Source organism: Robiginitalea sp. SC105 (genome assembly GCF_014243345.1).
In the GTDB taxonomy this organism is placed as follows: Bacteria; Bacteroidota; Bacteroidia; order Flavobacteriales; family Flavobacteriaceae; genus Robiginitalea.
This window is the reverse complement of record NZ_JACLZF010000002.1, coordinates 260,453-283,793: the sequence shown is the minus strand read 5'-3', so window position 1 is coordinate 283,793 and position 23,341 is coordinate 260,453. Positions and strand designations below refer to the sequence as shown.

Annotated in this window: 18 protein-coding genes and 1 other RNA gene; 11 read left to right on the top strand and 8 right to left on the bottom strand. The window is 57.3% G+C overall.

The annotated features are described in order from the left end of the window. Window positions 1-166: 166 nt before the first annotated feature. Window positions 167-1,837: an asparagine synthase B gene (gene asnB, locus H7F20_RS10430; RefSeq protein ID WP_185786127.1), complete on the bottom strand. Its 1,671-nt coding sequence runs from the start codon at window positions 1,835-1,837 to the stop codon at window positions 167-169. 241 nt (window positions 1,838-2,078) lie between these two features. On the opposite strand from asnB, the gene H7F20_RS10425 reads away from it, so the two are divergent. After that, window positions 2,079-2,612 carry a DUF2911 domain-containing protein gene (locus H7F20_RS10425; protein WP_185786126.1) on the top strand — a complete coding sequence of 178 codons (534 nt, stop codon included), beginning with the start codon at window positions 2,079-2,081 and terminating at the stop codon, window positions 2,610-2,612. Between the two features lie 126 nt (window positions 2,613-2,738). Here the strand turns inward: H7F20_RS10425 and H7F20_RS10420 are convergent, their stop codons facing one another. The 4 genes from H7F20_RS10420 to H7F20_RS10405 all read right to left on the bottom strand — a co-directional run bounded on the left by H7F20_RS10420 (window position 2,739) and on the right by H7F20_RS10405 (window position 10,485). Beyond that, window positions 2,739-4,361 (bottom strand): amidohydrolase, encoded by a 1,623-nt coding sequence (locus tag H7F20_RS10420; protein WP_185786125.1) that lies wholly within the window; start codon window positions 4,359-4,361, stop codon window positions 2,739-2,741. 87 nt (window positions 4,362-4,448) lie between these two features. After that, entirely contained in the window at window positions 4,449-5,576 is a 1,128-nt protein-coding gene (locus H7F20_RS10415; RefSeq protein ID WP_185786124.1) for an OmpA family protein, read from the bottom strand. A 112-nt stretch (window positions 5,577-5,688) separates the two neighbouring features. After that, window positions 5,689-7,461, bottom strand: a complete 1,773-nt coding sequence (locus tag H7F20_RS10410; RefSeq protein WP_185786123.1) for a TonB-dependent receptor domain-containing protein — start codon at window positions 7,459-7,461, stop codon at window positions 5,689-5,691. A gap of 3 nt (window positions 7,462-7,464) precedes the next feature. Continuing rightward, window positions 7,465-10,485 (bottom strand): tetratricopeptide repeat protein, encoded by a 3,021-nt coding sequence (locus tag H7F20_RS10405; RefSeq protein WP_185786122.1) that lies wholly within the window; start codon window positions 10,483-10,485, stop codon window positions 7,465-7,467. Window positions 10,486-10,638: 153 nt separating this feature from the next. Here H7F20_RS10405 and H7F20_RS10400 point away from each other — a divergent pair, with 153 nt between their 5' ends. The 5 genes from H7F20_RS10400 (at window position 10,639) to ppgK (ending at window position 15,981) form a co-directional block, all read left to right on the top strand. Beyond that, on the top strand, window positions 10,639-11,322 hold the full coding sequence (locus H7F20_RS10400) for a cell division ATP-binding protein FtsE (protein ID WP_185786121.1): 684 nt from the start codon (window positions 10,639-10,641) through the stop codon (window positions 11,320-11,322). A gap of 225 nt (window positions 11,323-11,547) precedes the next feature. After that, on the top strand, window positions 11,548-13,221 hold the full coding sequence (locus H7F20_RS10395; protein ID WP_185786120.1) for an aryl-sulfate sulfotransferase: 1,674 nt from the start codon (window positions 11,548-11,550) through the stop codon (window positions 13,219-13,221). A 54-nt stretch (window positions 13,222-13,275) separates the two neighbouring features. Continuing rightward, on the top strand, window positions 13,276-13,956 hold the full coding sequence (locus H7F20_RS10390) for a sulfotransferase family protein (RefSeq protein WP_185786119.1): 681 nt from the start codon (window positions 13,276-13,278) through the stop codon (window positions 13,954-13,956). A 51-nt stretch (window positions 13,957-14,007) separates the two neighbouring features. Then, a complete protein-coding gene (locus tag H7F20_RS10385; protein ID WP_255444060.1) occupies window positions 14,008-15,141 on the top strand; it encodes an MFS transporter in 1,134 nt (377 codons plus the stop codon). An 81-nt stretch (window positions 15,142-15,222) separates the two neighbouring features. Beyond that, complete coding sequence (ppgK, locus tag H7F20_RS10380; RefSeq protein WP_185786117.1) at window positions 15,223-15,981, top strand: polyphosphate--glucose phosphotransferase; 759 nt, start codon at window positions 15,223-15,225, stop codon at window positions 15,979-15,981. A gap of 63 nt (window positions 15,982-16,044) precedes the next feature. Here the strand turns inward: ppgK and typA are convergent, their stop codons facing one another. Then, complete coding sequence (gene typA / locus H7F20_RS10375; protein WP_185786116.1) at window positions 16,045-17,841, bottom strand: translational GTPase TypA; 1,797 nt, start codon at window positions 17,839-17,841, stop codon at window positions 16,045-16,047. A 288-nt stretch (window positions 17,842-18,129) separates the two neighbouring features. Between typA and kdsA the strand changes: the two genes are divergently transcribed. Beyond that, window positions 18,130-18,948, top strand: a complete 819-nt coding sequence (gene kdsA, locus H7F20_RS10370) for a 3-deoxy-8-phosphooctulonate synthase (protein ID WP_185786115.1) — start codon at window positions 18,130-18,132, stop codon at window positions 18,946-18,948. A gap of 6 nt (window positions 18,949-18,954) precedes the next feature. Here the strand turns inward: kdsA and H7F20_RS10365 are convergent, their stop codons facing one another. After that, the gene (locus tag H7F20_RS10365; RefSeq protein ID WP_185786114.1) at window positions 18,955-19,314 is read right to left on the bottom strand and encodes a DUF1801 domain-containing protein; all 360 of its coding nucleotides are present in this window, start codon (window positions 19,312-19,314) and stop codon (window positions 18,955-18,957) included. A gap of 94 nt (window positions 19,315-19,408) precedes the next feature. Between H7F20_RS10365 and H7F20_RS10360 the strand changes: the two genes are divergently transcribed. The 3 genes from H7F20_RS10360 (at window position 19,409) to H7F20_RS10350 (ending at window position 21,613) form a co-directional block, all read left to right on the top strand. Next, complete coding sequence (locus H7F20_RS10360; protein WP_185786113.1) at window positions 19,409-20,524, top strand: Sb-PDE family phosphodiesterase; 1,116 nt, start codon at window positions 19,409-19,411, stop codon at window positions 20,522-20,524. 92 nt (window positions 20,525-20,616) lie between these two features. Beyond that, the gene (locus tag H7F20_RS10355; RefSeq protein ID WP_185786112.1) at window positions 20,617-21,249 is read left to right on the top strand and encodes a hypothetical protein; all 633 of its coding nucleotides are present in this window, start codon (window positions 20,617-20,619) and stop codon (window positions 21,247-21,249) included. Window positions 21,250-21,259: 10 nt separating this feature from the next. Then, on the top strand, window positions 21,260-21,613 hold the full coding sequence (locus tag H7F20_RS10350; RefSeq protein ID WP_185786111.1) for a transcriptional regulator: 354 nt from the start codon (window positions 21,260-21,262) through the stop codon (window positions 21,611-21,613). On the opposite strand, the gene H7F20_RS10345 is transcribed toward H7F20_RS10350, so the two are convergent. Then, window positions 21,558-22,769, bottom strand: a complete 1,212-nt coding sequence (locus tag H7F20_RS10345; RefSeq protein WP_185786110.1) for an NAD(P)-dependent oxidoreductase — start codon at window positions 22,767-22,769, stop codon at window positions 21,558-21,560. The two genes, H7F20_RS10350 and H7F20_RS10345, sit on opposite strands and share 56 nt — an antisense overlap. A 140-nt stretch (window positions 22,770-22,909) precedes the next feature. Between H7F20_RS10345 and ssrA the strand changes: the two genes are divergently transcribed. Next, window positions 22,910-23,306, top strand: a transfer-messenger RNA (tmRNA) gene (ssrA, locus tag H7F20_RS10340). Window positions 23,307-23,341: the final 35 nt, after the last annotated feature.

Here is a 23,341-nt window from a genome sequence, read left to right as displayed (position 1 = left end):
AATACCCCTGCAAACAGGCGGGTTTCGGCATTTTTAACCCCTCTTAGTTATCAACAATTTTTGTGGAAAAATCCCCCGTAATTCCCCACCCCGGCCAAAACGGAAAAAGCACCGCCAAAACGGTGCTTTTAATTGCTGTATCGGTAGAAGGCGCGCTGATACCGGCCTATTTTTCATAGGCATCCGCGTGGACACGGGCCACGGCCCTCCCGGAAGGGTCATTCATGTTGCGGAAAGCCTCGTCCCACTCCAGGGCGATCCGCGTGCTGCAGGCTACTGAGGGCTCCTGGGGGACGCTTTTGGCTGCAGCGTCGCTTGGGAAATGCGACTCAAAAATACTCCTGTAGTAATACTCTTCCTTGGAAGTCGGGGTTTGTATGGGAAAACGAAAATGGGCGTTGGCCAGCTGTTCGTCGCTCACGGCCTGGCCGACCACCTCCTTGAGCGTGTCGATCCAGCTGTATCCCACCCCGTCCGAGAATTGTTCCTTCTGGCGCCAGGCGACGCTTTCGGGCAGGTAATCCTCAAAGGCTTTGCGGACCACCCACTTCTCCATCCGCTCCGGGGTGATCATCTTGTCTTTTGGGTTGAGCCGCATGGCCACATCCATGAATTCCTTGTCCAGGAAGGGGACGCGCCCCTCGATGCCCCAGGCCGCCAGCGACTTGTTGGCCCGGAGGCAGTCGTACATGTGGAGCTTGTCCAGCTTCCGGACCGTTTCTTCGTGAAAATCCCTGGCACCGGGCGCCTTGTGGAAATACAGGTACCCGCCGAAGAGTTCGTCAGCCCCTTCCCCGGAAAGGACCATTTTGATGCCCATAGACTTGATGACCCGGGCCATCAGGTACATGGGGGTCGACGCGCGTACCGTGGTGATGTCATAGGTTTCCAGGTGGTAGATCACGTCCCGCAGGGCATCCAGGCCTTCCTGAATGGTAAATTTGATCTCGTGGTGGACTGTCCCGATATGGTCGGCCACTTTCCGGGCGGCCGCCAAATCCGGGGAACCTTCCAGGCCCACGGAAAATGAGTGCAGCCGGGGCCACCAGGCATCCACCTGGTCATCCGACTCGATCCGTTTTTGCGCATATTTCTTGGCGATGGCGGAGGTAACGGATGAATCCAGCCCCCCCGAAAGCAACACCCCATAGGGGACATCGGACATCAGCTGCCGGTGTACGGCGTCCTCCAGCGCTTTTCGCAGGGCGGCGATATCCGTCGGGTTTTCCTCCACGGCCTCATAGTCCATCCAGTCCCGGCTGTACCAGCGCTGGTAGCCCGCCCCATCGCTCATCAGGTAATGCCCGGGGGGGAACAGCTCGATTTTTGTGCAGGTTCCTTCCAGCGCCTTCAGTTCGGAGGCCACGTAAAAGGTCCCGTGGGGGTCCCAGCCGATATAGAGCGGGATGATGCCCATGTGGTCCCTTGCGATAAAATAGCGGTCTGCTTCACTGTCGTAGAGCGCAAAGCCAAAGATGCCGTTCAACTCGTCGAGGAAGGCCGGGCCCTTCTCTTTATAGAGGGCCAGGATGACCTCGCAATCCGATTCGGTACGGAAGGTATACGACCCTTCGAATTGCTTCCGGAGTTTCTGGTGGTTGTAAATCTCACCGTTCGCGGCCAGGATCAGTGTCCCGTCCTGACTGTAGAGGGGTTGCTTGCCGGAGGCAGGATCCACGATGGCCAGGCGCTCATGGGCCAGGATCGCCTTTTCGGAGACATGGATGCCGTTCCAGTCGGGACCCCGGTGGCGGACCACCCGGGACATTTCAAGCAATTGGGGCCGCAGGGTCTCGGCAGGTTGTTTCAGATCGAAGGCACATACTATTCCGCACATGATGTATTATTTTATAGTGGAAGCAAATATGCGTTACATATTACATATTAGAAACATAATAAGGTTAAATGAGTATCAATTCGAATAATTATCTTTTAAATTGTTCCATATTGACATAATTGATGCTTAATCCGGGTAAGGATTGGTAAAAGTGTAAGCAATGAAAATTTTAACGACCCTTTAGAAGTATACCGGGCAAAAAGCCCCTAATTTTAACACACTTAAAAAAAACACCAACAACATGAAACGAATAGTTACCATTTTCGCCCTGGTCATCGCCATGGTTTGCACGGCTGGTCTGCAGGCTCAGGAATTCCCTGGACTCGACAAAAGCCCCCTGGATATTGCCCTTTACCCGGGTCGTGAGCCCGGAAAAGTAGTCCGGGTCATCTACAGCCGGCCCCAACTCAAGGGCCGTTCGCTTTCCGACCTGGCGCCCAGTGGCAAGGTTTGGCGTACCGGTGCCAACGAAAACACGGAAATTACCTTTTACCAGGATGTGAATTTCGGCGGAGCGGATATCACTGCCGGCACCTATTCCCTCTTTACCATCCCCGGGGAAAATGAGTGGACGGTAATACTCAACAAAAACCTGAACCAGTGGGGTGCCTATTCCTATGAGGAGGGTGCCGACGTGGCGCGCATCAAAGTGCCGTCTGCGGCGGAAGGCAATTCCTTGGAGCCTTTTTCCATCGCTTTTAAGGAAGTCGACAACGGCATCCATATGGTCATGGGATGGGACAAGACCCGCGTGGCGGTCCCGATTACCATGTAAGGTTCAAAACTTGCAGGCGTCCCAGGCAAATGTGGCGCTCAAGGTTTAAGCCGGCCCCCGTGTAGGGGCCGGCTTTTTTTGTCCCTGCTCCTGGAAGCCCCTCCTGAAAGGCTCGGCCGGGTAGCTTCAATACACTTTAACGCCGTCGATAAAGGTGTCGGTGACCCGGATGTCCCTGAGCTGCCGGGGGGGCAATTCCATCAGGTCCCCGCCCAGGATGACAAAGTCTGCCCGCTTCCCCGCCTCGATACTGCCCTTTTCACCTTCCGTAAAATTGGAATAGGCCGCCCAGCGGGTCATGCCCTTCAGCGCCTGCTCCCGGGTAAGCGCATCGTTCATCTGAAAGCCGCCTTCCGGGTAACCCTCAGCGTCCATGCGGGCTACCGCCGCGTAGAAGGTATCCATGGGGTTGACCTTTTCGACGGGAAAATCCGTGCCCAGGGCTACCAGGCCGGAAGCCTCCAGTAGTTTTTGGAAAGCATAGGCCCCCTCCATGCGCTCCGGGCCCAAACGGTCTTCGGCCCAGTACATGTCGCTGGTGGCATGGGTAGGCTGGACCGAAGGCAGGATTTTCGGGCTGAACAGGCCAATGTCTTCCGTATCCACGATCTGGGCGTGCTCCACCTTCCAGCGGGAGTCGTCAATGCCTTCCAGGGCCCGGGTATAGGCCCGCAATACGGCTACATTGGCGGAATCCCCGATTGCATGGGTATTCATTTGATAGCCGGCTGCCGCTATCCGCCGGGCAAGGGCCTCAAGGTCTTCCGCCGGGGTAATCATGGCCCCGTAATGGCCAGGCTGATCCGAATAGGGAGCCTTCAGGGCGGCACCCCGGGATCCCAGTGCCCCATCCGCGTAAACTTTCACCGAGCGCACGTTCAGTTTCGGCGTTTTGTAGATCCCCCGTTCCAGGAAATAATCCAGGTTTTCGGGGGTGTTGCTAACCATGGCGTATACCCGGATGCTGAGTTCTCCGGCCTGCTGGAGGCTGTCGATGAGTTCGATTTCACCCCGGCCGAGACCGGCGTCATTCACCGTCGTCAGGCCGTTTTCCAGGCACAGGGCCTCGGCCCGCTGCAGGGCGCGGATAAGCGCCTGTTTGTCCGGTACGGGCCATTGTCGGTACACCAGGTCCATCGGGGTATCGACCAGTATGCCCGTCGGCTCCCCATTTTCGAGGACCACTTCGCCCCCCGGTACCCGGGTTTCCCCAGTGATCCCGGCCAGGTCCAGGGTTCGCTGGTTGACCAGCAGGGCGTGCCCGTCCACGCGGACCAGGGCAACGGGGATATCCGGGAACAGGGAGTCCAGGGCCTTTTTATCCGGGAATTCCTTTACTTCCCAATCGTTCTGGTCCCACCCAGTACCCATGAGGTAATCGGGACGGGTGGCCTGGTAGGCGGCTGACAGGCTATCGAGGATGGCTTCAAAACTCGTGGTCCCCACCAGGTTCACCAGCTCCTGATCCAGGCCCAGGCCCAGGAAGTGGCAGTGTGCGTCAATCAGGCCCGGGACGATGGTCTTTCCCCCGGCATCCAGCATCCATGGGGCCGCATAAGCCGCACGGATGGAATCGTTGCTGCCCACAGCCAGGAACTCCCCGTTCCGGACGGCAAAGGCTTCTGCTTTTGAAAAAGAACTGTCAACCGTATACACCCGGGCATTGAAGACGATCAGGTCGGCCTCCCCGGTGGGGGGCTGGCACCCTGCCAGCAGGGCCAGGCATAAAAGTGTAAGAAATCGGTTCATGGATCTGTATTTAATTGGTGCGGGATTTGACCGCGGAATCTCTGAGTGGGACTTGCCCCCGGATCAGGGAGCCGAGGCTAAAGATACTTAATTCTCTGAAGGCAATGCGGGTCCCTTGGTGTGGATTATGAATTCTACCCTGCGGTTGCGCCGCCGGCCGGATTCCGTGGTATTCCGGGAAAGCGGCAGGGAGGCGCCATAGCCCGTCCATTGGATGCGGTCCGCCTGGATACCCAGCCCCTGCAGGTGGTCGGCAACCGCCCGGCAGCGCCGTTCGGAGAGCTGCTGGTTATAGGATGTGGCCCCCATGGAATCGGTATGTCCGCGAAGCTCCAGGGTCAGCCCGGTATCGGCCGCAAGCACCCCGTACAGGCCTGCAAGGGCCTCCCGGCCGGCTTCGGTGAGGCGGTGCGCATCAAATTCAAAAAGCAGGGCCGGCAACACCAGCAGGCTGTCGCGGGGAAAATCTGCTGCCGGGTTGTCCCGGTACCCCGGGGCCCCTTGGCCTGCTGGTTCCACGGACACCCCGTCCAGGTAGTAGTAGGCCCCCTTATTGGATCGGCGTCCCGTATCAAAGGTACGCGTCCTGGCATTTGGCAACAGGTTCCCGATCATCAGGTACTGTTCCGTCCCCCTGGCCGTAAAAACAGTGTCGATGTGCATCCAGTCCTCCATATCTGTATAAAAGGAGTGGGCGGCCACCTCCAGCAAATGGGCTTTGGCCTCCGGGTCGCCCAGCCAGTGACGGCGGGTCAGGTTCTTCTTGGTAGCCACCCGGATGGGTTTGGCTGTGAACAGGACCCCCAGGGTCTTCAGGGCAAAATCAGATCGTTCGGCCAGGCTGAGGGAAAATCGCAGCCGGTACTGCCGGCCTGCCTCGAGCCCACGGGTTAGGCGGGTTTGCACATACTCCCGGTAGTCCCCCGGGGCATAGGCATAGAATCCTGCATAGCCCTCCCCTTCCGCGGCCGCCTGCCTCCCGTTGAAGTTCTCAGGTGTTCCCATGTCCTCGCTGCAGTTGTTGAAATAATCGGTAGATCCATCGGTGGGGCATTCCCAACCGATCAGGTCGGCCCCAAAGTTCCCCAGGAAGCGCGGACAGCTGCGATAGGCTTCAAACCCCGGGTTGGGCACCAGGTTCTGAGCAGGGAGCTGACCTATCACGGTCAGCGCCAAAAGGGGGGTGAGGATGATTTGCGGGTACAGGCCTTTCATTGCCGGTCTATAGGTACTTCAAGATAGGAAATCCCATAAAACTGCGGGCCGCTGACGGGCCCGCTTCGACAAAATACCTCTCAGGCCGGTCAGGCGGCCGGGCCGGGCCGGGTTACAAGTCGAATTTGTAGCTGACCCCTCCCAGGACCTGCAGGCCCTGGACCCGGAAATTCGCCCATCGCTGGTACTCGTTGCCTGCCAGGTTGCTGCCGCGGGCAAAGATCGAAAGTTGCGGGTTGATGTGGTATCCAAGGCGGACATTCGCATCAAAATAACCGTCCAGGGTGAGTTGCTGGGCCGGGAACTGATTGGGCGGGACCCCCGGCTGGGCGCGGGATGCAAAATCCTCCCGTTCCCCCACGTAAAAAAGGTTGGCCCCCAGGTACCAGCCCGAATCATTCTGGTAGTCGAGGGTAAGGCTGCCTTCCAGGTTGGGCAGGTTCCAGGCCGGGTTGTCGGTTTCGGTATCGTACTCGTAAACCGAGGCATTGACCCCCAGGCTGAAGTTCCGGTTGACGCTGAACTGCAATTCCCCGAAAACCCCCAGGGTACGGATATCGTCATAAAATACCCGGAAGGAATTTCCGTAGATATATCCCTTTTCGTCGTTGCGCGCTTCATTGATCGGGTTGAGGATGAACAGGGGCCTGAAATTTTCGGCCGTGTACGACCCCTTCAGGTTGTAGCTCACCGATGGGGTGAGCTGCCCCTTAAGCCCCAGGTAGGCCTCGTATTGCCGGTCTGTGGGGGTGACCTCCAGGGTGGGGGATACAAAGGGGTTGACCTGGCTGAAATCGTAATAGGAATTCTGGTCCAGCCCCCCGTCGACACCGCCGTAGGCGATGACGTTTTCCTCCAGCACGTTGTAGGAGGCCTCCACGGAAGGGTAGATGTAGAAATTGTTTTCGTTGTTCTCCAGGTCCAGGCCGGTGACGATCCGCGCCCCCAGGCGGAGCTTGAGGTTGTCCCTGAGCATCAGCAGCCCGGGGCGGATACCCGCAATCAGGTACTGGTAATCGATATCGGAATCGTTGACAAACTGGTTCTGGGGGGCGTTTTCGAAATGCCCGCCCAGGTAATCCAATTCAATGCCCAGGCCAAAGGATTCCTCGGTGATCGGGAATTCAAAGGCAGCATTGAACTTCAGGCGGTTTTCGGCCGATTCCACGGCATCCCAGAACCGGCTGACGGTTAGCCCGGCATCCGTAAAGTAGGTCTCTTCCATGTGCACCTTGCCTTCCAGGCTGCCCCGGAAATAATCCTGGACCTCATCGATGCCCGCTACCGTTTGGGTGCCGTTGAGCAACAGGGTGGTATCCACCCCGTACCAGTTGTACCGGCGGTGTTCCACGCCGCCCGCGGCACTCCACTCCCAGTCGCGGTCCCGTTCGGAGTAGGTGACATCGAGGCCCGTGTTGTAAAAATCCGTATCAAGTGGGGTGCCATCGATATCCCCCCGGGAGGACAGGTGGTTCAACCCGACATCGATCCGCTTGTTCCCCCGGTCGAAATCCCGGCTGAGGTAAAAATCCGCCAGGGCGTTGTTGTAATTCCCCAGCCCAAGTGAGGCGTAGCTGTTGAACAGTTTTTCGGGTGCCTCCCGCTCCACCGCAGCTGCCTGGCCTTTGGCCGGGGTAAAGGTGGAGGCCACGGGCACGGAGTTGATCTGATAGTTGACCTCTTTTTTCTGCAGCACAATGGAATCGGTGAGGCTCGGGAGGGTCTTTATCTTCCGGGCATCGGAAACGGTCGGGGTATAGGATCGCACCACCGTGACGGTCTCGGTTCCGAGGTCTTCATCGTCCTGGGCCAGGCCGGTACCGGCATATAGAAGGGCCAGCACCAGGCCCGCATTTCGGATCAGGTATTTCATCATAGTGTTCATTCCTTAACGATTACCATCGGGGGTTATGGACGCGTTGCGCCTGGCTTCCCGCGTTTTGATCTGGGCGAGTTCCGTCCGGGCCTCCGCCACGATCTCCGGGAACGCCCCAAAATTGGAAATGACGTTTTCCAGGATATAGGTGGCCTGGAAGGCGTCTTCGAGTTGTTCAAAATTCTTTGCCATGAGGATCAGGCCTTTGCCCCCCCATTCCTTATAGGCGGCAAAATCCCGCGCCAACCGCTGCACAGACTGGTTGGATGCCTCATAGGCCCCATCCTCGCGTTTGAAAAAGGCGTCGAAATACAGGGCTTCGGCCGCCGTGCTCCCCGTGGCAATGGAAAGGACTTCGGCGTAGGCCTGCCGGGCCTTCTCCCGGTTCCCGGTTGCCCAGGCGGAACGGGCGATCATCAGGCGGGCATCGCTGCGGATCCGGTCGTCCAGGGAAGGGCTTGCCAGTACTTTTTCCGCATAGGCCAGGGTTTGGTCATAGGCTTTCTGCTCAAAGTATCCCTTCATCAGGTTGGATTGCGCAAAGGTGCGGTTCTGGGGGATATCGGCCGTCGCCTCCAGACGCTCCAGGTAGGGCATGGCTGCTTTATAATCGTTGCGGGAAACGAGGATTTCGCACACCCGGGTGAGCGACTGTTCGGCCCGCTCGCCACGGCCCGCATCGGTGACCACCTTGAAATGCGACAGCGCCTTGTCGGCCTCTCCGGCGGCAAAGGCGATCTGCCCTAGTTTGAAATGGGCCTCCACCCGGTTGGCCCCATTGGGGAATTGCTGCAGGTATTTTTCCAGGGCCCGGGTGGCCGCCGGGGTATTCCCCTGTACCAGTTGCCTGTCTGCCGCTTCGTAGCTCGCGGCCTCCAGTTCGCTGTCGGTGACCTCCACAAAATCCAGGCCCCGCACCCACGCGGCGTACTGGTCTACCTGGCCGAGGTCCACATAGATAAGCTTCGCAGTGGCCACGGCCTGTATCGCTTCCTGGGAATTCGGGTAGTCCGCGGCCACCTGTTTGAATATGCCCAGGGCCTGCTGGTTCTGCCCGCTGTTGAAGTACACCAGGCCTTTCCGCATTTTGGCAGCGGGTACCAGGCTGCTTCCCGGGGATTCCCGGATCAGCCGGTCATATGATTCAATGGCGCGTGCGTCGGCCCCCGATTGCACATATGAGTTCCCGAGCTCAAAGAGCGCATCGTCCTTGAGGCTGGAATTCGGGAAGCGGCCAATAAAGGTGCCCAGCGCTTCCCGCTTGGTTTCTTCCTGCCCCAGGAAGCCATAGCTGATGGCTTTCTGGTAGGCGGCGTAATCCCGTTCGGGGCTCCCGGTGGCCAGGGCATTGTCGTACGCCTCGATGGCCGGGCGGTACCGGCTGCTTACAAAATAGCTGTCCCCCAGGCGCATCCAGGCATCCGTCTTCATGGGGCCTTCCGGCGCACTCCCTGCATACCGCTGCAGGTGGGTTGCGGCATTGCCGTAATCCTTCAGCTTGAAATAGGTATACCCCATCTGGTAATCCAGTTCCCGGTATTCCTCCAGGGATGCGGCTACCGGGCTGGCCCGGAACTGGGCATACTGGGTAAGGGCCTGTTCGAAACTTCCCGTGGCAAAGGCGGACTCGGCCTTCCAGTAGCGCGAACGTGCAGTAAACCGTGCATCGGCCGCCGCCTGGATGGCTTTTTCAAAACTCATCAGCGCCCCGCTGTAATCCTCGGCGAGAAACTGTTCCACCCCATAGAGGAAAGCCACCTTCTGGTAGGTTGCCTTGCTGGCATACCCCGGGTTCTTTTCCAGGAGCTCCATGGCGCCGCTGAAATTCCGGGAGGTGATGTAGGAATCCACCAAAAGCTCACGTATTTCCTCGTGGCTGTCGGCATTCGGATAGGTTTTCATGTAATCTTGCAGCACCTCGGGCACGGGCTGGTAGGGGTTTCCGATCTCGTAGCTCAGGCGGGCGTAATTCAGGAAGGCGTCCTGCCGGATCTCCGGGCTGAATTCCATCTGGGAGGCATTCCGGAAGGCGTTGAGTGCCTCCTGCTTCTTGCCGAGTTCCAGGTAGCATTCCGCCAGGTGGTAGTAGGCATTCTGGGCCACGCTGTCGTTGCCGCCCACGATCTTGTTGAATTGCTGGGCGGCATTCTGGAAATCGCCCTGCTTGTAATAGGCATAGCCCAGCAGGTAATAGTCCGTGTTGTTCCAGCGCCCGCGGTTGCCCTGGTATTTTTCCAGGTAGGGGATGGCCTCCGCATACCGGCCGAGGTTGAAGTAGCTTTCGCCGATAATCTTGTTCAGCTCGGACACTTCCCGCCGGTCGGATTTGGGCAGTTGCTTCTCTGCCTGTTCAATGGCCTGCTCGAAATTCCCGAGCTTGAAATTCATGTCGGCCTGGTAGTAGGACAGCTTTTCCTCGAGCACCTCCTGGTCGGTGATCTGGTCGAAACGCTGGTTGGCCTCCTCGTAATCGTCCTGCTGATAGGAAATATACCCCAGGTAATACTTGGCCTGGGAACCGTACTCCTGGGAATTGCTGACCCGTTGCAGGTAGCGTTCGGCCTCGTCTGGTTTATGGGAGGAAAAGAGGGAATACCCCATGTTGAAATCGAAACGCTCGCGCTCCCGCCGGGAGAGGGAGCTTTGGTCTACCATCCCGTACCATTTCATGGCATAGGGGTACCGTCCGTTTTCGAAATAGTAATCCGCCACATCCATAAATGCCGAATTCCGGCGTACCGAGGTGGGATAGCGCGCCACGAAATCCTCCATCAACCGGTCTGCGCCCAACTGGTTCAGACGGACCGCCGCATTGGCGATATAATAGGCGCTGTTGGCTTCTGTTTCCGGATCGTCGGTCCGGTCCTTAACTTCCTGGAACAGGGTCTGGGCTGCCTGGTATTGCTTGCTGTTGTAGAGGGCAAGGGCATCCTGGTAGGTCTTGTTCTCGTGCGTATACACCGCGGATTCCTGCCCGGTTCCCTGTGCCCAGTAAAGGGCGCAGGCGAGCAGCACGGCAAATCTCTTTCGCATAATGTTCTCTTGGCGTTAGAATAACCGAATTTCCCTTAATAACGGTAAAACCGGCTCCGCAGTATGCGGGGCGGAGCCGAATTACGCGAAATAACCCCGCAGGTGCCAGCCGTATGGGTGGAACTTATTACTTTTATATCAACAAAACTCCACATGGCCGAAAGCGTATTATCCCTCAAGGACGTAGCCGTCTACCAACAGGACAACCTGGTCCTCAACGACATCAGCCTGGAAGTCCGCCCCGGGGAATTCGTCTACCTGATCGGAAAAACGGGGAGCGGGAAGAGCAGCTTTATGAAGACCCTCTATGCGGACCTCCCCCTGCGGGAAGGCAACGGCCGGATCGTGGGGTTCAACCTGAAGACTTTGAAGGAAAAAGACATCCCCGCCCTTCGGCGGAAGCTGGGGATTGTCTTCCAGGACTTCAAGCTGCTGCCGGACCGGAACGTCCACAACAACCTGGAGTTTGTCCTGAAAGCCACCGGCTGGAAAGACCCTTCGGAAATGGCCGCCCGCATCGAGGCCGTCCTGGACAAGGTGGGCATGAAAACCAAGGGGTTCAAATTCCCCCACGAGCTGTCAGGGGGCGAACAGCAGCGGATCGCCATTGCCCGGGCCCTCCTGAACGACCCGGAACTCATCCTGGCCGACGAACCCACGGGCAACCTCGACCCCCAGACCAGCGTGGAGGTGATGAAGGTCCTGCAGGAAATCAACAAGACCGGGCGGACCATCCTGATGGCCACCCACGATTACGCCCTGATCCTGAAATATCCTTCCAAGACCCTCAAGTGCGACGGAAACAAGGTGTTTGAGGTCATCCAGAAGGCGGGTTGAGGCCCGGGGGAAAGCCGGCAGGTAACACCTTACTTTTTCCGGGACAGGCCGGGCCATTTGTAAGCTGTTTCCTATAAAATCCATTTGATTATATGGCGGCTTTCAAAAAATAAATCCTTTTCTGAGGGCTCACCTTTTTTTTAATTATCTTCCAGAGGTTTTACAGGTTTCCGTACCCCCCTTGCCGTGTAACCTGCGCAGACCAACCAACTAACAACCACCTTTATGAAAAACTACCTGATTATTGCCCTGGGCGCCCTGTTGCTCCTGGGCACCTCCTGTAAACAAGAACCCGCCAAACAGGAACAGGCCCCTGATGAGGCCATGGCCGTACGGGAATGGCAACCCGAGGACATGCGGAACATGACCGGCCTCACCGCCGAACGGGGCGTCATCCTCGATACGGACCACGATTTGGAGGGCTATGTGCTTTTCGAACCATTCCTCACTACGTCAACCTTTCTGATAAACAAGGACGGGGAGGTTGTTCACCGCTGGGACACCGACCTGACTTCGATGGATTCGTACCTGCAACCCAACGGTCACCTGTTCCGCCTGGAGCGGGACGAAGAATTCCCCACTTTCGCCGCGGGCGGACAATCGGGACGCATCCGGGAATACGACTGGGATGGCAACATCGTCTGGGACTACAAAATGGCCAACGAGAAAGAATTGCTGCACCACGACTTCGAGATAATGCCTAACGGGAACATCCTGGCAATCGCCTATGAGGTGGTGCCGGCCGAAGAGGCCTTGTCCCTTGGGCGCGACCCGGAACACTTGCCCAAAGCCGGTCTCTGGCTGGACAAGGTCGTGGAGATCAAACCCACGCGGCCTTCAGGGGGTGAAATCGTCTGGACCTGGTACATGAAGGACCATCTGGTGCAGGACTTTGACAAATCCAAAAAGAATTTCGGCGACCCGGCCCAGAATCAAAGAAAAATCAACATCAACTTCCACAGCACCGAAGTTGGGGGAGAACCCGCAACCGAGGAGCAGATCAAACAGATGATTCAACAGGGCATGACCACCTCGAATGCCACGCCAGAAAACCAGGGTTCGGACATTACCCATACCAACGCCATCGGCTACAATGCCGAACTGGACCAAATCGTGTTGAGCATGCCGGGAATGAATGAAGTGGCTATAATAGACCACAGCACCACCATGGCCGAAGCCAAAGGCAGCACCGGCGGGCGGTGGGGCCACGGCGGCGATCTGCTCTACCGCTGGGGCAACCCGCAAAATTATGGGAAAGGGACCGAAGCAGACCGGAAACTGTTCGGTCAGCACGATGTCAAATGGATCCCCAAAGGCTTGCCCGGGGAAGGCCATCTGACCGTATTCAACAATGATATCTATGACGGGAAAGCCAAACTGCCAACCATATGGGCGGGATTCCCAACGGCCAGCCCACCCGAATTCGCCATGGCGATCGGGGACGTGGGCAACTACAGTGCCGTATGGGAATTTGTGCCCCCCACCGATGCGGAAGGTGCTTATACCATGAAGGACAATGGCACATTCGGACCTGACGAGCCGGTTTGGACCTATACGGCACCCGATACCTATTCCTTTTACTCGGCATTCATTTCCGGGGCACACCGTCTGCCCAACGGGCATACCTTCATAACACAGGGAATGAACGGACGTTTTTTTGAAGTTACCCCGGAGAAGGAAATCGTCTGGGAATTCTGGACCCCTTTTGCCGGGGACCACCGCCTTCCCGACGGATCTTTCCCGCAGCCCGCCGGGCCCATGCGCTACGCGACTTTCCGCAGTACGTTGCTGCCAGCGGATTACCCGGCCTTTTCCGGCCGTGAACTCGCCCCCCTGGACCCCCAGCCCGAACCGTTTAAAATGGCGCCCCCGGAACCGGAGGCATCCGAAGGACAGTAGCCATCCGTACAAAAACATGCGATCAAAACCAATAACCAAATAACTCAACGAAATATGTCTATTAAAATTATTGGTGCCGGATTTCCTAGAACCGGTACGACGACCCTGAAAAATTCCCTGGAAACCCTGGGATTCAATCACGTGTACCACATGAAGGAGTTACTGGTCAACCCGGAAAAACTCCACTACTGGAAGACCCTGGATGAAACGGGCACCACCGACTGGGACGGGCTCTACGATGGCTATGATGCCACCGTCGATTTCCCGGGATACCCGTGGTACAAGGAGCACATGGAGCGCTATCCGGAGGCCCGCGTCATCCTGACGGTCCGGGACTTCGAGTCCTGGTACAAGAGCGTTTCGAGCACGGTACTGAAAGCCGGGCCGCAGACGCCAGGGGAAAAATTGAAGATGATGGGCAAACTCATCGGCAGCGCCCGCGCCCGGCGGGTGGTCAAGTGCATCAAATTCTTCAAGAACAAATTCTTTGCCCGGGAATTCGAGGGCCGTTTCGAGGACAAGGCCTTTGCCGAAGCCAAGTGGAACGAGCACATCGAATCGGTGAAAAAATTTGTCCCGGAGGATAAACTCCTGGTCTATGATGTGCGGGACGGGTGGAAGCCACTCTGCAAATTCCTGGGGGTTCCCGAACCCAAGGATCCGCTGCCCCACCTGAACAAAAAGGAGAATTTCAAGGAGATGCTTCCCAAGCTGATGAAGGGAGAAATGGTCTAAAGCCGGGAGGATTCCAACCCACATATGTATGTAAACCGATGGGAGGTTAAGTTGAGCCTGCTGCTTATCAGCAGCCTCACGATCGCCTCCATGATAACTATTTCCTCGAGCTTGCCGGACATGAGCCGGGATTTCAGCGAGTACCCCAACGGACAGGCACTGGTAAAACTTTCCCTCTCCCTGCCGGCCCTCTTCATTGCCCTGACTGCCCTGCTGGCAGGCAGCTATATTGACCGAAAGGGGCGCAAACCCCTGTTGGGCATGGCCCTCGTGGCCTATGCCATTACCGGTAGTTCCGGCTACTGGTTGGATGACCTGTACGGCATCCTGATCGGCCGGGCATTGCTGGGCGTTTGCGTGGGCATCACCATGACCATTGTGACCACGCTGATCGCGGATTATTACCAGGGAAAGGCCCGACAGCAATTTGCAGGGATCCAGATTGCCGTCATGTCCCTGGCCGGGATCCTCTTTATCAGCCTGGGAGGCATCCTGGCGGATATCCGCTGGAATGTCCCCTTCCTGCTCTACCTGTTTTCCCTGCTTATCCTCCCCCTGGCCCTCCGGTACATAAAGGAGCCGGAACAGCCGGTGGAATCCGCGGAACAGCCGGTGGATATCCCGGTGCCGAAAGTCATCTGGATCGTTTTTTTCGCGGTGATGCTGATGTGGATCCTCTTTTTTATCATCCCCGTCCAGATCCCGTTTTACCTGAAGGGCCTGGGGGTTGAAAAGAACTCCCTCATCGGCGTGGCCATCGCCAGCAGCACGTTGTTTTCTGCCGTGGCTTCCTTTTTCTATGCGAAACTAAAATCCCGGCTTTCGTTTGCCCAACTGTTTTTTGCAGGCTTCGGCCTGATGTCCGTAGCCTTCCTGGTCGTCGCCTTTTCGGGCACCTATGCCCTGGTGATCGTCGGGATGCTGCTGGCGGGTATGGGCATGGGGTTGCTGATACCCAACGCGAATATCCTGGTGATGCAACTGGCGCCTCCTGCGGTCCGCGGCAGGCAGATCGGCAGGCTGACTACCTTCTGGTTTATGGGGCAGTTCCTCTCCCCCCTGATCCTGCTCCCGTTTATCAGCAGCTACGACCTGGAAACCGTATTCCTGGGGATCGGTATCCTTACCGGGTTGCTGGGGCTGCTTTTCCTGCTGAGCGGCCGGTTCTGGAAGCAGGCCGGATAATCCGGAACCTGTTGGCAGGGAAGGACCCCTGCAGGAAGCCGATCTTTTTTGTTACTTTGCACCCAAACCAAACAGACGTACATGGAAGTACTGGGAATTGATGTTGGCGGATCGGGAATCAAAGGCGCCATGGTCCATATGGAAACGGGGGAAATGCTCTCCGAACGGTATCGCATCCCCACCCCAAAATCCCGGAAACCGGACGCAATGGCCAAGGTCATCGCCGAAATCGTGCAACACTTCGATTATAAGGGGCCCGTGGGTTGCGGTTTCCCCTCCGTCATTAAAAAAGGGGTCTGCAAATCAAAAGGCAACCTGCACAAATCCTGGAAAGGGCTGAATGTGGAAGACCTTTTCGAAGAGGCTACCGGACTGGATTTCACGGTGATCAACGATGCGGATGCCGCCGGGTATGCCATGATGAACTACGGGATCGGGAAAGGCATGCAGGGTTTGGTGGTGATGATCACCATCGGCACCGGGTTGGGGAGCGGAGCCTTCCTGGACGGCCGGCTGATCCCTAATTTCGAACTCGGGCAAATCCCTTACGGGGACTACGACAAGATCGAATCCTGGGCGGCTGCATCTGCCAAGGAAAAAGGGGACCTCAGCTTTAAAAAGTGGGGAAAGCGCTTCAACAAGTTCCTCGAACTCGTGGAACTCATCGTGGCACCGGATACCATCGTACTTGGCGGCGGCACCTCAAAAGACTTTGACGAGTTCAGGAAATGGATCAAGATCGATACCCCGGTCATCCCGGCCGGGCTTCAGAACCACGCCGGCATCATCGGGGCTGCAACCGCCTGCCTGGTATGCCACCCGGAACTCAACGAGGGATAAACTTACCCAACGGTTCAAATACCCCCAATACCCTTTTCCGGTACTGACCGTTTCTGTCCGGCCCTAGTCTTTGGAGCGCTTGCGGTCGGTTTCCTTTAGCAGGATCTTACGCAGCCTCAGGTTTTTCGGGGTCACCTCCACATATTCATCCTTCTGGATATACTCCAGGGCTTCCTCCAGGGAAAACTTCACGGCGGGTACAATGCGCGCCCTATCGTCAGACCCGGAGGCCCTTACGTTGGTCAGCTTCTTGGTCTTGGTCACATTGACCACCATGTCGTCCCCGCGGGAATTCTCCCCGATCACCTGGCCTTCATAGATGTCTTCCCCCGGGTCGACAAAGAACCGTCCGCGTTCCTGCAGCTTATCGATGGAATAGGGAATCGCCTTACCCATTTCCATGGAAACCATGGAACCGTTCTGCCGCTGGGGAACCGCCCCTTTCATGGGCTGGTATTCCAAAAACCGGTGGGCCATAATGGCCTCCCCGGCCGTGGCCGTCAGCAACTGGTTCCTCAGGCCGATGATCCCGCGGGACGGGATGATGAATTCACAGACCATCCGCTCGCCCCGGGATTCCATCCGGGTCATTTCCCCCTTGCGCAGGGCCACCATCTCCACGGCCTTGCCTGAGACTTCCTCCGGAAGGTCAATGGTCAGCGCCTCTACCGGTTCGCAAGCCACCCCGTCTATCTGTTTGATGATCACCTGGGGCTGCCCGATCTGCAGTTCGTACCCCTCCCGCCTCATGGTCTCGATGAGTACGGAAAGGTGCAATACGCCCCGCCCGTAGACGATGAATTTTTCGGCGCTGTCCGTTTCCTCCACCCTAAGGGCCAGGTTCTTTTCGAGTTCCCGCTCCAGGCGTTCCTTGATGTGGCGGGAAGTCACATATTTCCCGTCCTTGCCAAAAAACGGGCTGTCGTTGATCGTAAAGAGCATGCTCATGGTGGGCTCGTCAATGGCAATGCTGGCCAGGGCCTCCGGGGCTTCGGCATCGGCAATCGTATCCCCGATATCAAAGCCTTCCAGCCCTACCAGGGCGCCGATATCGCCGGTCTGCAGTTCCTGCACCCGGGTCCGGCCCAACCCCTCGAAAGAGTAAAGTTCCTTGATCCGGGAACGCACCTTGCGCCCGTCCCGCTTGACCAGGGTGATGTCCTGCCCTTCCCGCAGGGGGCCGCGCAGCAGCCTGCCGATGGCAATCCGCCCGGTATAGGAAGAGTAATCCAGGGAAGTAATGAGCATCTGGGTGGTTCCCTTATCCGGGTCAAAAGTCGGGATGTGGTCCAGTACCATTTCCAGCAAAGGGGCGATGGTGCCGGTTGGCTCCTTAAAATCCTCCCCCATCCAGTTTTCCTTGGCCGAACCATAAACCACGGGGAAGTCCAGTTGCCACTCCTCCGCACCGAGCTCGAACATCAGGTCGAATACCTTTTCGTGCACCTCTTCCGGGGTACAGTTCGGCTTGTCCACCTTGTTGATGACCACGCAGGGTTTCAGCCCCATGGACAGGGCTTTCTGCAGGACAAAACGGGTCTGCGGCATGGGGCCTTCAAAGGCATCCACCAGCAGCAGCACGCCATCCGCCATGTTCAGCACCCGCTCCACTTCCCCGCCAAAGTCGGCGTGGCCAGGGGTGTCGATGATATTGATCTTGGTATCCTTGTAGGTTACCGAAACGTTTTTGGAAACGATGGTGATCCCCCGCTCCCGTTCCAGGTCGTTGTTGTCCAGGATCAGGTCGCCGGTCTGCTCGTTTTCACGGAAGAGCTGGCAGAAGTGCAGGATCTTGTCTACCAGGGTGGTTTTTCCGTGGTCTACGTGGGCAATGATGGCAATGTTGCGGATGTCTCGCATGGTCCGATTTTTTAAGGCGACAAAGATACACCGAATTCCGCTCGGTTGTCCAAATCCCCCCAAATTTCCCAGCGTTAGCTAAAATGCTGGTTTTTTGCGGGTTCCGCGCGTAAATTAAAATTGGGTGGGTGGTGGGATTCCCCTTTAGTTCTGTGTCCGCCGCTACTCCTCCCCCAACCCGGTCTCCCGCAAGCGCTCCCGGCCGGCTCCCTCGGGGTTAAACTCCGGCGAGGAATTCCCGATAAGTTGGCCCATTCAAAATAGTATCTTTGTAAAAAACTCTCAGCAATGGACCTCTCCACCATCCCGCAAATCAAACATACGGACAGCAATAATTTTTTCCTCCTTTCGGGGCCCTGCGCCATTGAAGGGGAGGAAATGGCGCTGCGGATCGCGGAAACCATCGTCTCCATTACCGATGAACTCCGGATACCCTATGTTTTCAAGGGGAGTTTCAAAAAGGCCAACCGAAGCCGGGCGGATTCCTTTACGGGTATCGGGGATGAAAAAGCCCTGAAGATCCTGCGGAAGGTATCGGAAACCTTCGGGGTTCCCACAGTGACGGATATCCACGAGGTGTCCGATGCGGCCATGGCGGCCGAATTTGTGGACGTCCTGCAGATCCCTGCCTTCCTGGTCCGACAGACCGACCTGTTGGTAGCCGCCGCCGAAACCGGCAAGGTGGTCAACCTGAAAAAAGGGCAGTTTATGAGCCCTGAAAGCATGAAACATGCCGTGGGCAAGGTCACTGAAACCGGCAACCAGCAGGCCATCATCACCGACCGGGGCACCATGTTCGGCTACCAGGACCTGATCGTGGATTTCCGCGGGGTTCCCGTGATGCGCCAATATGCCCCTGTGGTACTGGACGTGACCCATTCCCTCCAGCAACCCAACCAGGCATCCGGGGTTACCGGGGGCCGGCCGGAGCTCATCGGCACGATGGCCCGGGCCGGCATCGCAGCCGGGGTGGACGGCATCTTTATCGAAACCCACTTTGACCCGGCCAATGCCAAGAGCGACGGGGCCAACATGCTCCCCCTGGACCAACTGGAAGGCCTGTTGACGCGGCTGACCGCCATCCGGAATACAATCAACGCATTCTGACAACGGTTACTTCCGCAAAGGCTTCAACCGGACGGAATAGGCCTCCCGGAGGACGTCGGCCAGTATATCCGCATCGATATCCTCCTCCCTCCTGTAGCGCAGGGAACGCATGAATTTACGGCCTTTGGATTCCATCTTGTCCAGGTGGCGCGTCAGGTGGGCTGCCCGGGCAAAGCCCAGGTCCACGTAATCCCCGGACTGGTTCAGGTAACAGAAAGGCCGCCCTTCCACGTAATAGAACGGGATGCGGTACTTAAAACGCATTTCGGCCCCGGGCACCTCCGCTTCGATGAGCACCTGCAATTGCACCAGGATACTGCGATAGGGCTCCCTTGCGCTCAGGATATAGGTTTCTGCGGGATTCATTTTACGTGCATTACGCCCGCTAAATATATTGATAATGGCAGGATAACCTTATCCGGCCCGGAGTCTGTATATTTAGGGAAACAATCAGACCACCATGAAAACGCAACTCCTTTTTCTTTCCCTGTTGCTGGGTTTTGCCACCCTGCACGCCCAGGACCATTCCCATGCGGGTGCTACCCCCATGGAGTATCCGGATATCCCGGGATACCAGACCCTGGTTACCGACCTGCACCAGCATACCGTTTTCTCTGATGGCAGCGTCTGGCCCGATATCCGGGTAGGCGAAGCCCTCAGGGAAGGTATGGATGCCATCTCCCTGACCGAACATCTGGAATACCAGCCCCATGCCGCCGATATCCCGCACCCGGACCGGAATCGCTCCCATGAGATCGCCCTGAAGGAAGCGGCCGACCACGACCTGATGATCATCCGGGGGTCGGAGATCACCCGCCAGGCCCCCATGGGCCACAGCAACGCGGTATTTATTTCGGACGCCAACGAACTGCTTTCCCAGAGCGCCGAGGTATCCTTTGCCCAGGCCAGGGAACAGGGGGCCTTTATCTTCTGGAACCACCCGGCCTGGTATGCACAGCGCCCGCAGGGGAACCCGGTCCTGAGTGATTTCCAGAAGGCACGGATCGCCGCCGGGGAACTGCACGGCATCGAGGTGATCAATACCAGCGATTATTCGCAGGAAGCCCTGGCTATAGCCCTGGAACAGAACCTGACTATCATGGGCACCAGCGATATCCACGGGCTGATCGATTGGGATTACACCGAGAAGGGGAACCACCGGGCAGTCACACTGGTCTTTGCCCGGGAAAGGTCCCCGGAAAGCCTGCGGGAGGCCCTGTTCGCGGGTCGCACTGTTGCGGTATTCAATGAATTGCTTGTGGGCCGGGAGGCCTACCTGCTCCCCTTGCTGAAAGCATCTGTGGAAGTGGTTTCCGCCGCCTATATCCCGGGTACCCAGGTGCTCCGGGTGGAGCTTAAAAACAACAGCAGCAGCGACCTGCTCTTTGAAAACGCCATGGAATACAGCTTTTACAGCAGTTCCCCGGTGTTTACGCTCCCCGCCGGGGGGAGTTACGTGCTGCAAATCAAAACCCTGGAGGAACTTGCAAGCATCGAACTGGCACTGAAAGCCCTGGGCGCCTACACGGCCCCGCAGGTGCAGCCGGTAGTACGGTGGGAAATAACCCCCGAGTAGGACCCAAACAGAGAAAAAAAGGAGGATCATCGAACGCCAGGTTTGGGGCGAATCCGGAAATATGCGAACTTTGATTTTCAAAGTGCTTTCCTATGGCTTCAAATAAATACGAGGAGGACCTCAGCGAAATCCGGAACCTGATGAACCGGTCTTCCCGCTTCCTTTCCCTTAGCGGGCTGTCGGGGATCCTGGCCGGTGTCTATGCCCTGGCCGGTGCAGGCATAGCCGCATGGCGGATCCGCGCATTCAACGAAACCCATACCCTGGCCGACATCATCGAGTACCCGTTCCGGGACGAGAACCAACTGGTCGCCGAGTTGTTCCTGATTGCCATGGGGGTCCTGGGCCTCGCCTTGCTGACCGCCCTGCTCCTTTCCAGGCAAAAGGCCCGGAAGACAGGCGAGAAAATATGGAGCGCCTCCACCCGGAGGCTGCTGGAGAACTTTTTTATCCCCCTGCTGGCCGGGGGCCTGTTCTGCCTGGCCTTGTTGCAATACGGATTTGTTGCCCTGATTGGCCCGGCCACATTGGTGTTTTATGGCCTTGCGTGCCTGAATGCGGGCAAGTATACCCTGGGGGATATCCGCTACCTGGGACTCACCTGTATCGTCCTGGGCCTCTTTGCCACCCAGTTCCCGGGCTATGCGCTGATTTTCTGGGCCCTCGGGTTCGGGCTGTGCCATATCCTGTACGGCGGCATCATGTACTACAAATACGAAAAATAAACAACGGGGTTTGGGACTGATAGACGGCATTGACAAGGTTTTTGACCACCGGATCCGCCTCGGTATCATGTCCGTCCTCATGGTAAACGACCACATGGATTTTACGGGGCTCAGGGAGCTCCTTGGAGTTACGGACGGGAACCTGGCAAGCCATATCAGGGCGCTGGAAACAGCGCACTACCTGCAGGTGGAAAAAAAGTTTATCAACCGCAAACCCAATACCCGTTATGCCGCCACGGAAACCGGGAAAGAGGCGTTTGGGAAACACCTCACGGCCCTGGAAAAACTCCTTGGGGGGCAGGCGGATATCAGGGGGTATTCACCCCGTCCACATAATCCTGCAAATACGCATACCGGTCGGTAAGCCGTCCTCCCCGGGTCATCCGGGCGCGTTCCAGGATGCCTTCCGCATCCCCGTCAAAGAAGGCGGGGATCACCTGCTTCACAAACGCGGCGCCAAACCCCTCGCTGGCATCGCGCGGCAATTCGGCCGGCAGGTTGTCCACGGCCATAACGGCAACAGCACGGGGATTCCTGAAATCCGTTTCCGATTCCGTCATGGGGTCGTACCCGTAAACCGGGTTGGCAATGGTCGAGGCCCGGATAGTAGTTGCCACCGGGCCGTCGATATCACAGCTGATATCGGCCACCACCCGGATCCGGAATTCCGGGTCTTTGACGTCTTCCCTGGTGTACAGGTAGGGGGCGCCCTGCCCGTAAAAATGGCCGGCAATATACAGGTCCGTCACCCGGGCAAACCGGAAAAAATTGGACTTGTACGCCTCCGGGTTTGCAAAAAAGTCGGCCTTGTTCCCGCGTACCCCGTCTTTCCGCCTGTTGTAGTCGGACGCATCTATCTGGCAATACACGGGTTCGGCGAACTCCCGCTCCAGGTAGTCCGCCACGGTAACCTGCCTGAGGCCCATGCCATCGAGCATTTCCCTGGCCCCGCTGCCCACCCGGCCCCTGCCGGTCAGCAGGATTTTGATGGCAGGTAGTTGAAGCTTGCGCAACTCGGCAATCAGCGCTTCCCGGTCCGCAAGGGATTCGGCTTTCGGCAGGTCAAAAGTGCCGTATTTCATGCCATAGGCCCGGATGCCGTTATACGCCCCGACAATCCCCGCATAGCGGCCAAAAGCGACCAGGCGAACGCCCTTTTTATTGGTGAGTAATTCGTGGTCGTACAGTTCGATGTGCTTCTCCAGCACGGCCCGGAGCAGGTCCCGGTTATAGGGCTGCTTTTTGATGGTGTGGGAGAAGAAAAAATACTTCTTGCCGGGGATCAGCGCCTCCACCGGTACCTCCTTCACCCCCAGCAGCACGTCGCAATCCGATACATCGGAAACCACCGGGATCCCGGCCTTTTGGTATTCCGCATCCCCAAAAACCCGGATGGGCGACTCCTCCGCCACAATTTCAACCGCATCAAAACGCTGCAGGACTTTTTGGCAGGCCCCGGGGGACAGGACTACCCGCCGGTCCGGCGGGTTCTTGCGTTCTCTGATCAATCCAATCTTCATAGTGCTGCTTTGGTATGGAATTTGCGCTAAAATAGCGGGAAAGTCAAGGGTAAGCAAACGACCGCCGACCGAATTTGGCAACACGGGAGAAACCCCCGGATTTGCGTATCTTTGCCCCCCTGACACGTTCATTGAATTATGGGGCCGACTGGTTTTGACAGCAAGACCAATGGCGATGTAAGCATGCCGAGCGCTGGGATACAGCTCGTAAATCTCATGTTTCACACTTTTAATTGGCGATAATAATTACGCTCTCGCCGCATAATCCGAATTAGAGTAGGATAATGCCTCGTCTCCGCAAGGCGGAGAAGCGAGATGTCCCGGGATAGCCCTTGTTGACGGCGATCCACTCAGGGGCACCATAAAAGTCAACATAGTGTGGTTATTGCTTCGCTAACCGCATAAACCCAAAGAAGCTAAGCGCGTAATAGGCCGTCCCCGGTCAGTTGCGCGTCGACAATCAATCGGGGACTAAGCACGTAGAAAGCATGGTTATTGCTTGTTTGGACGGGAGTTCGAATCTCCCCGGCTCCACAATCACTCGCAAACCCCGCCGGGAAACCGGTGGGGTT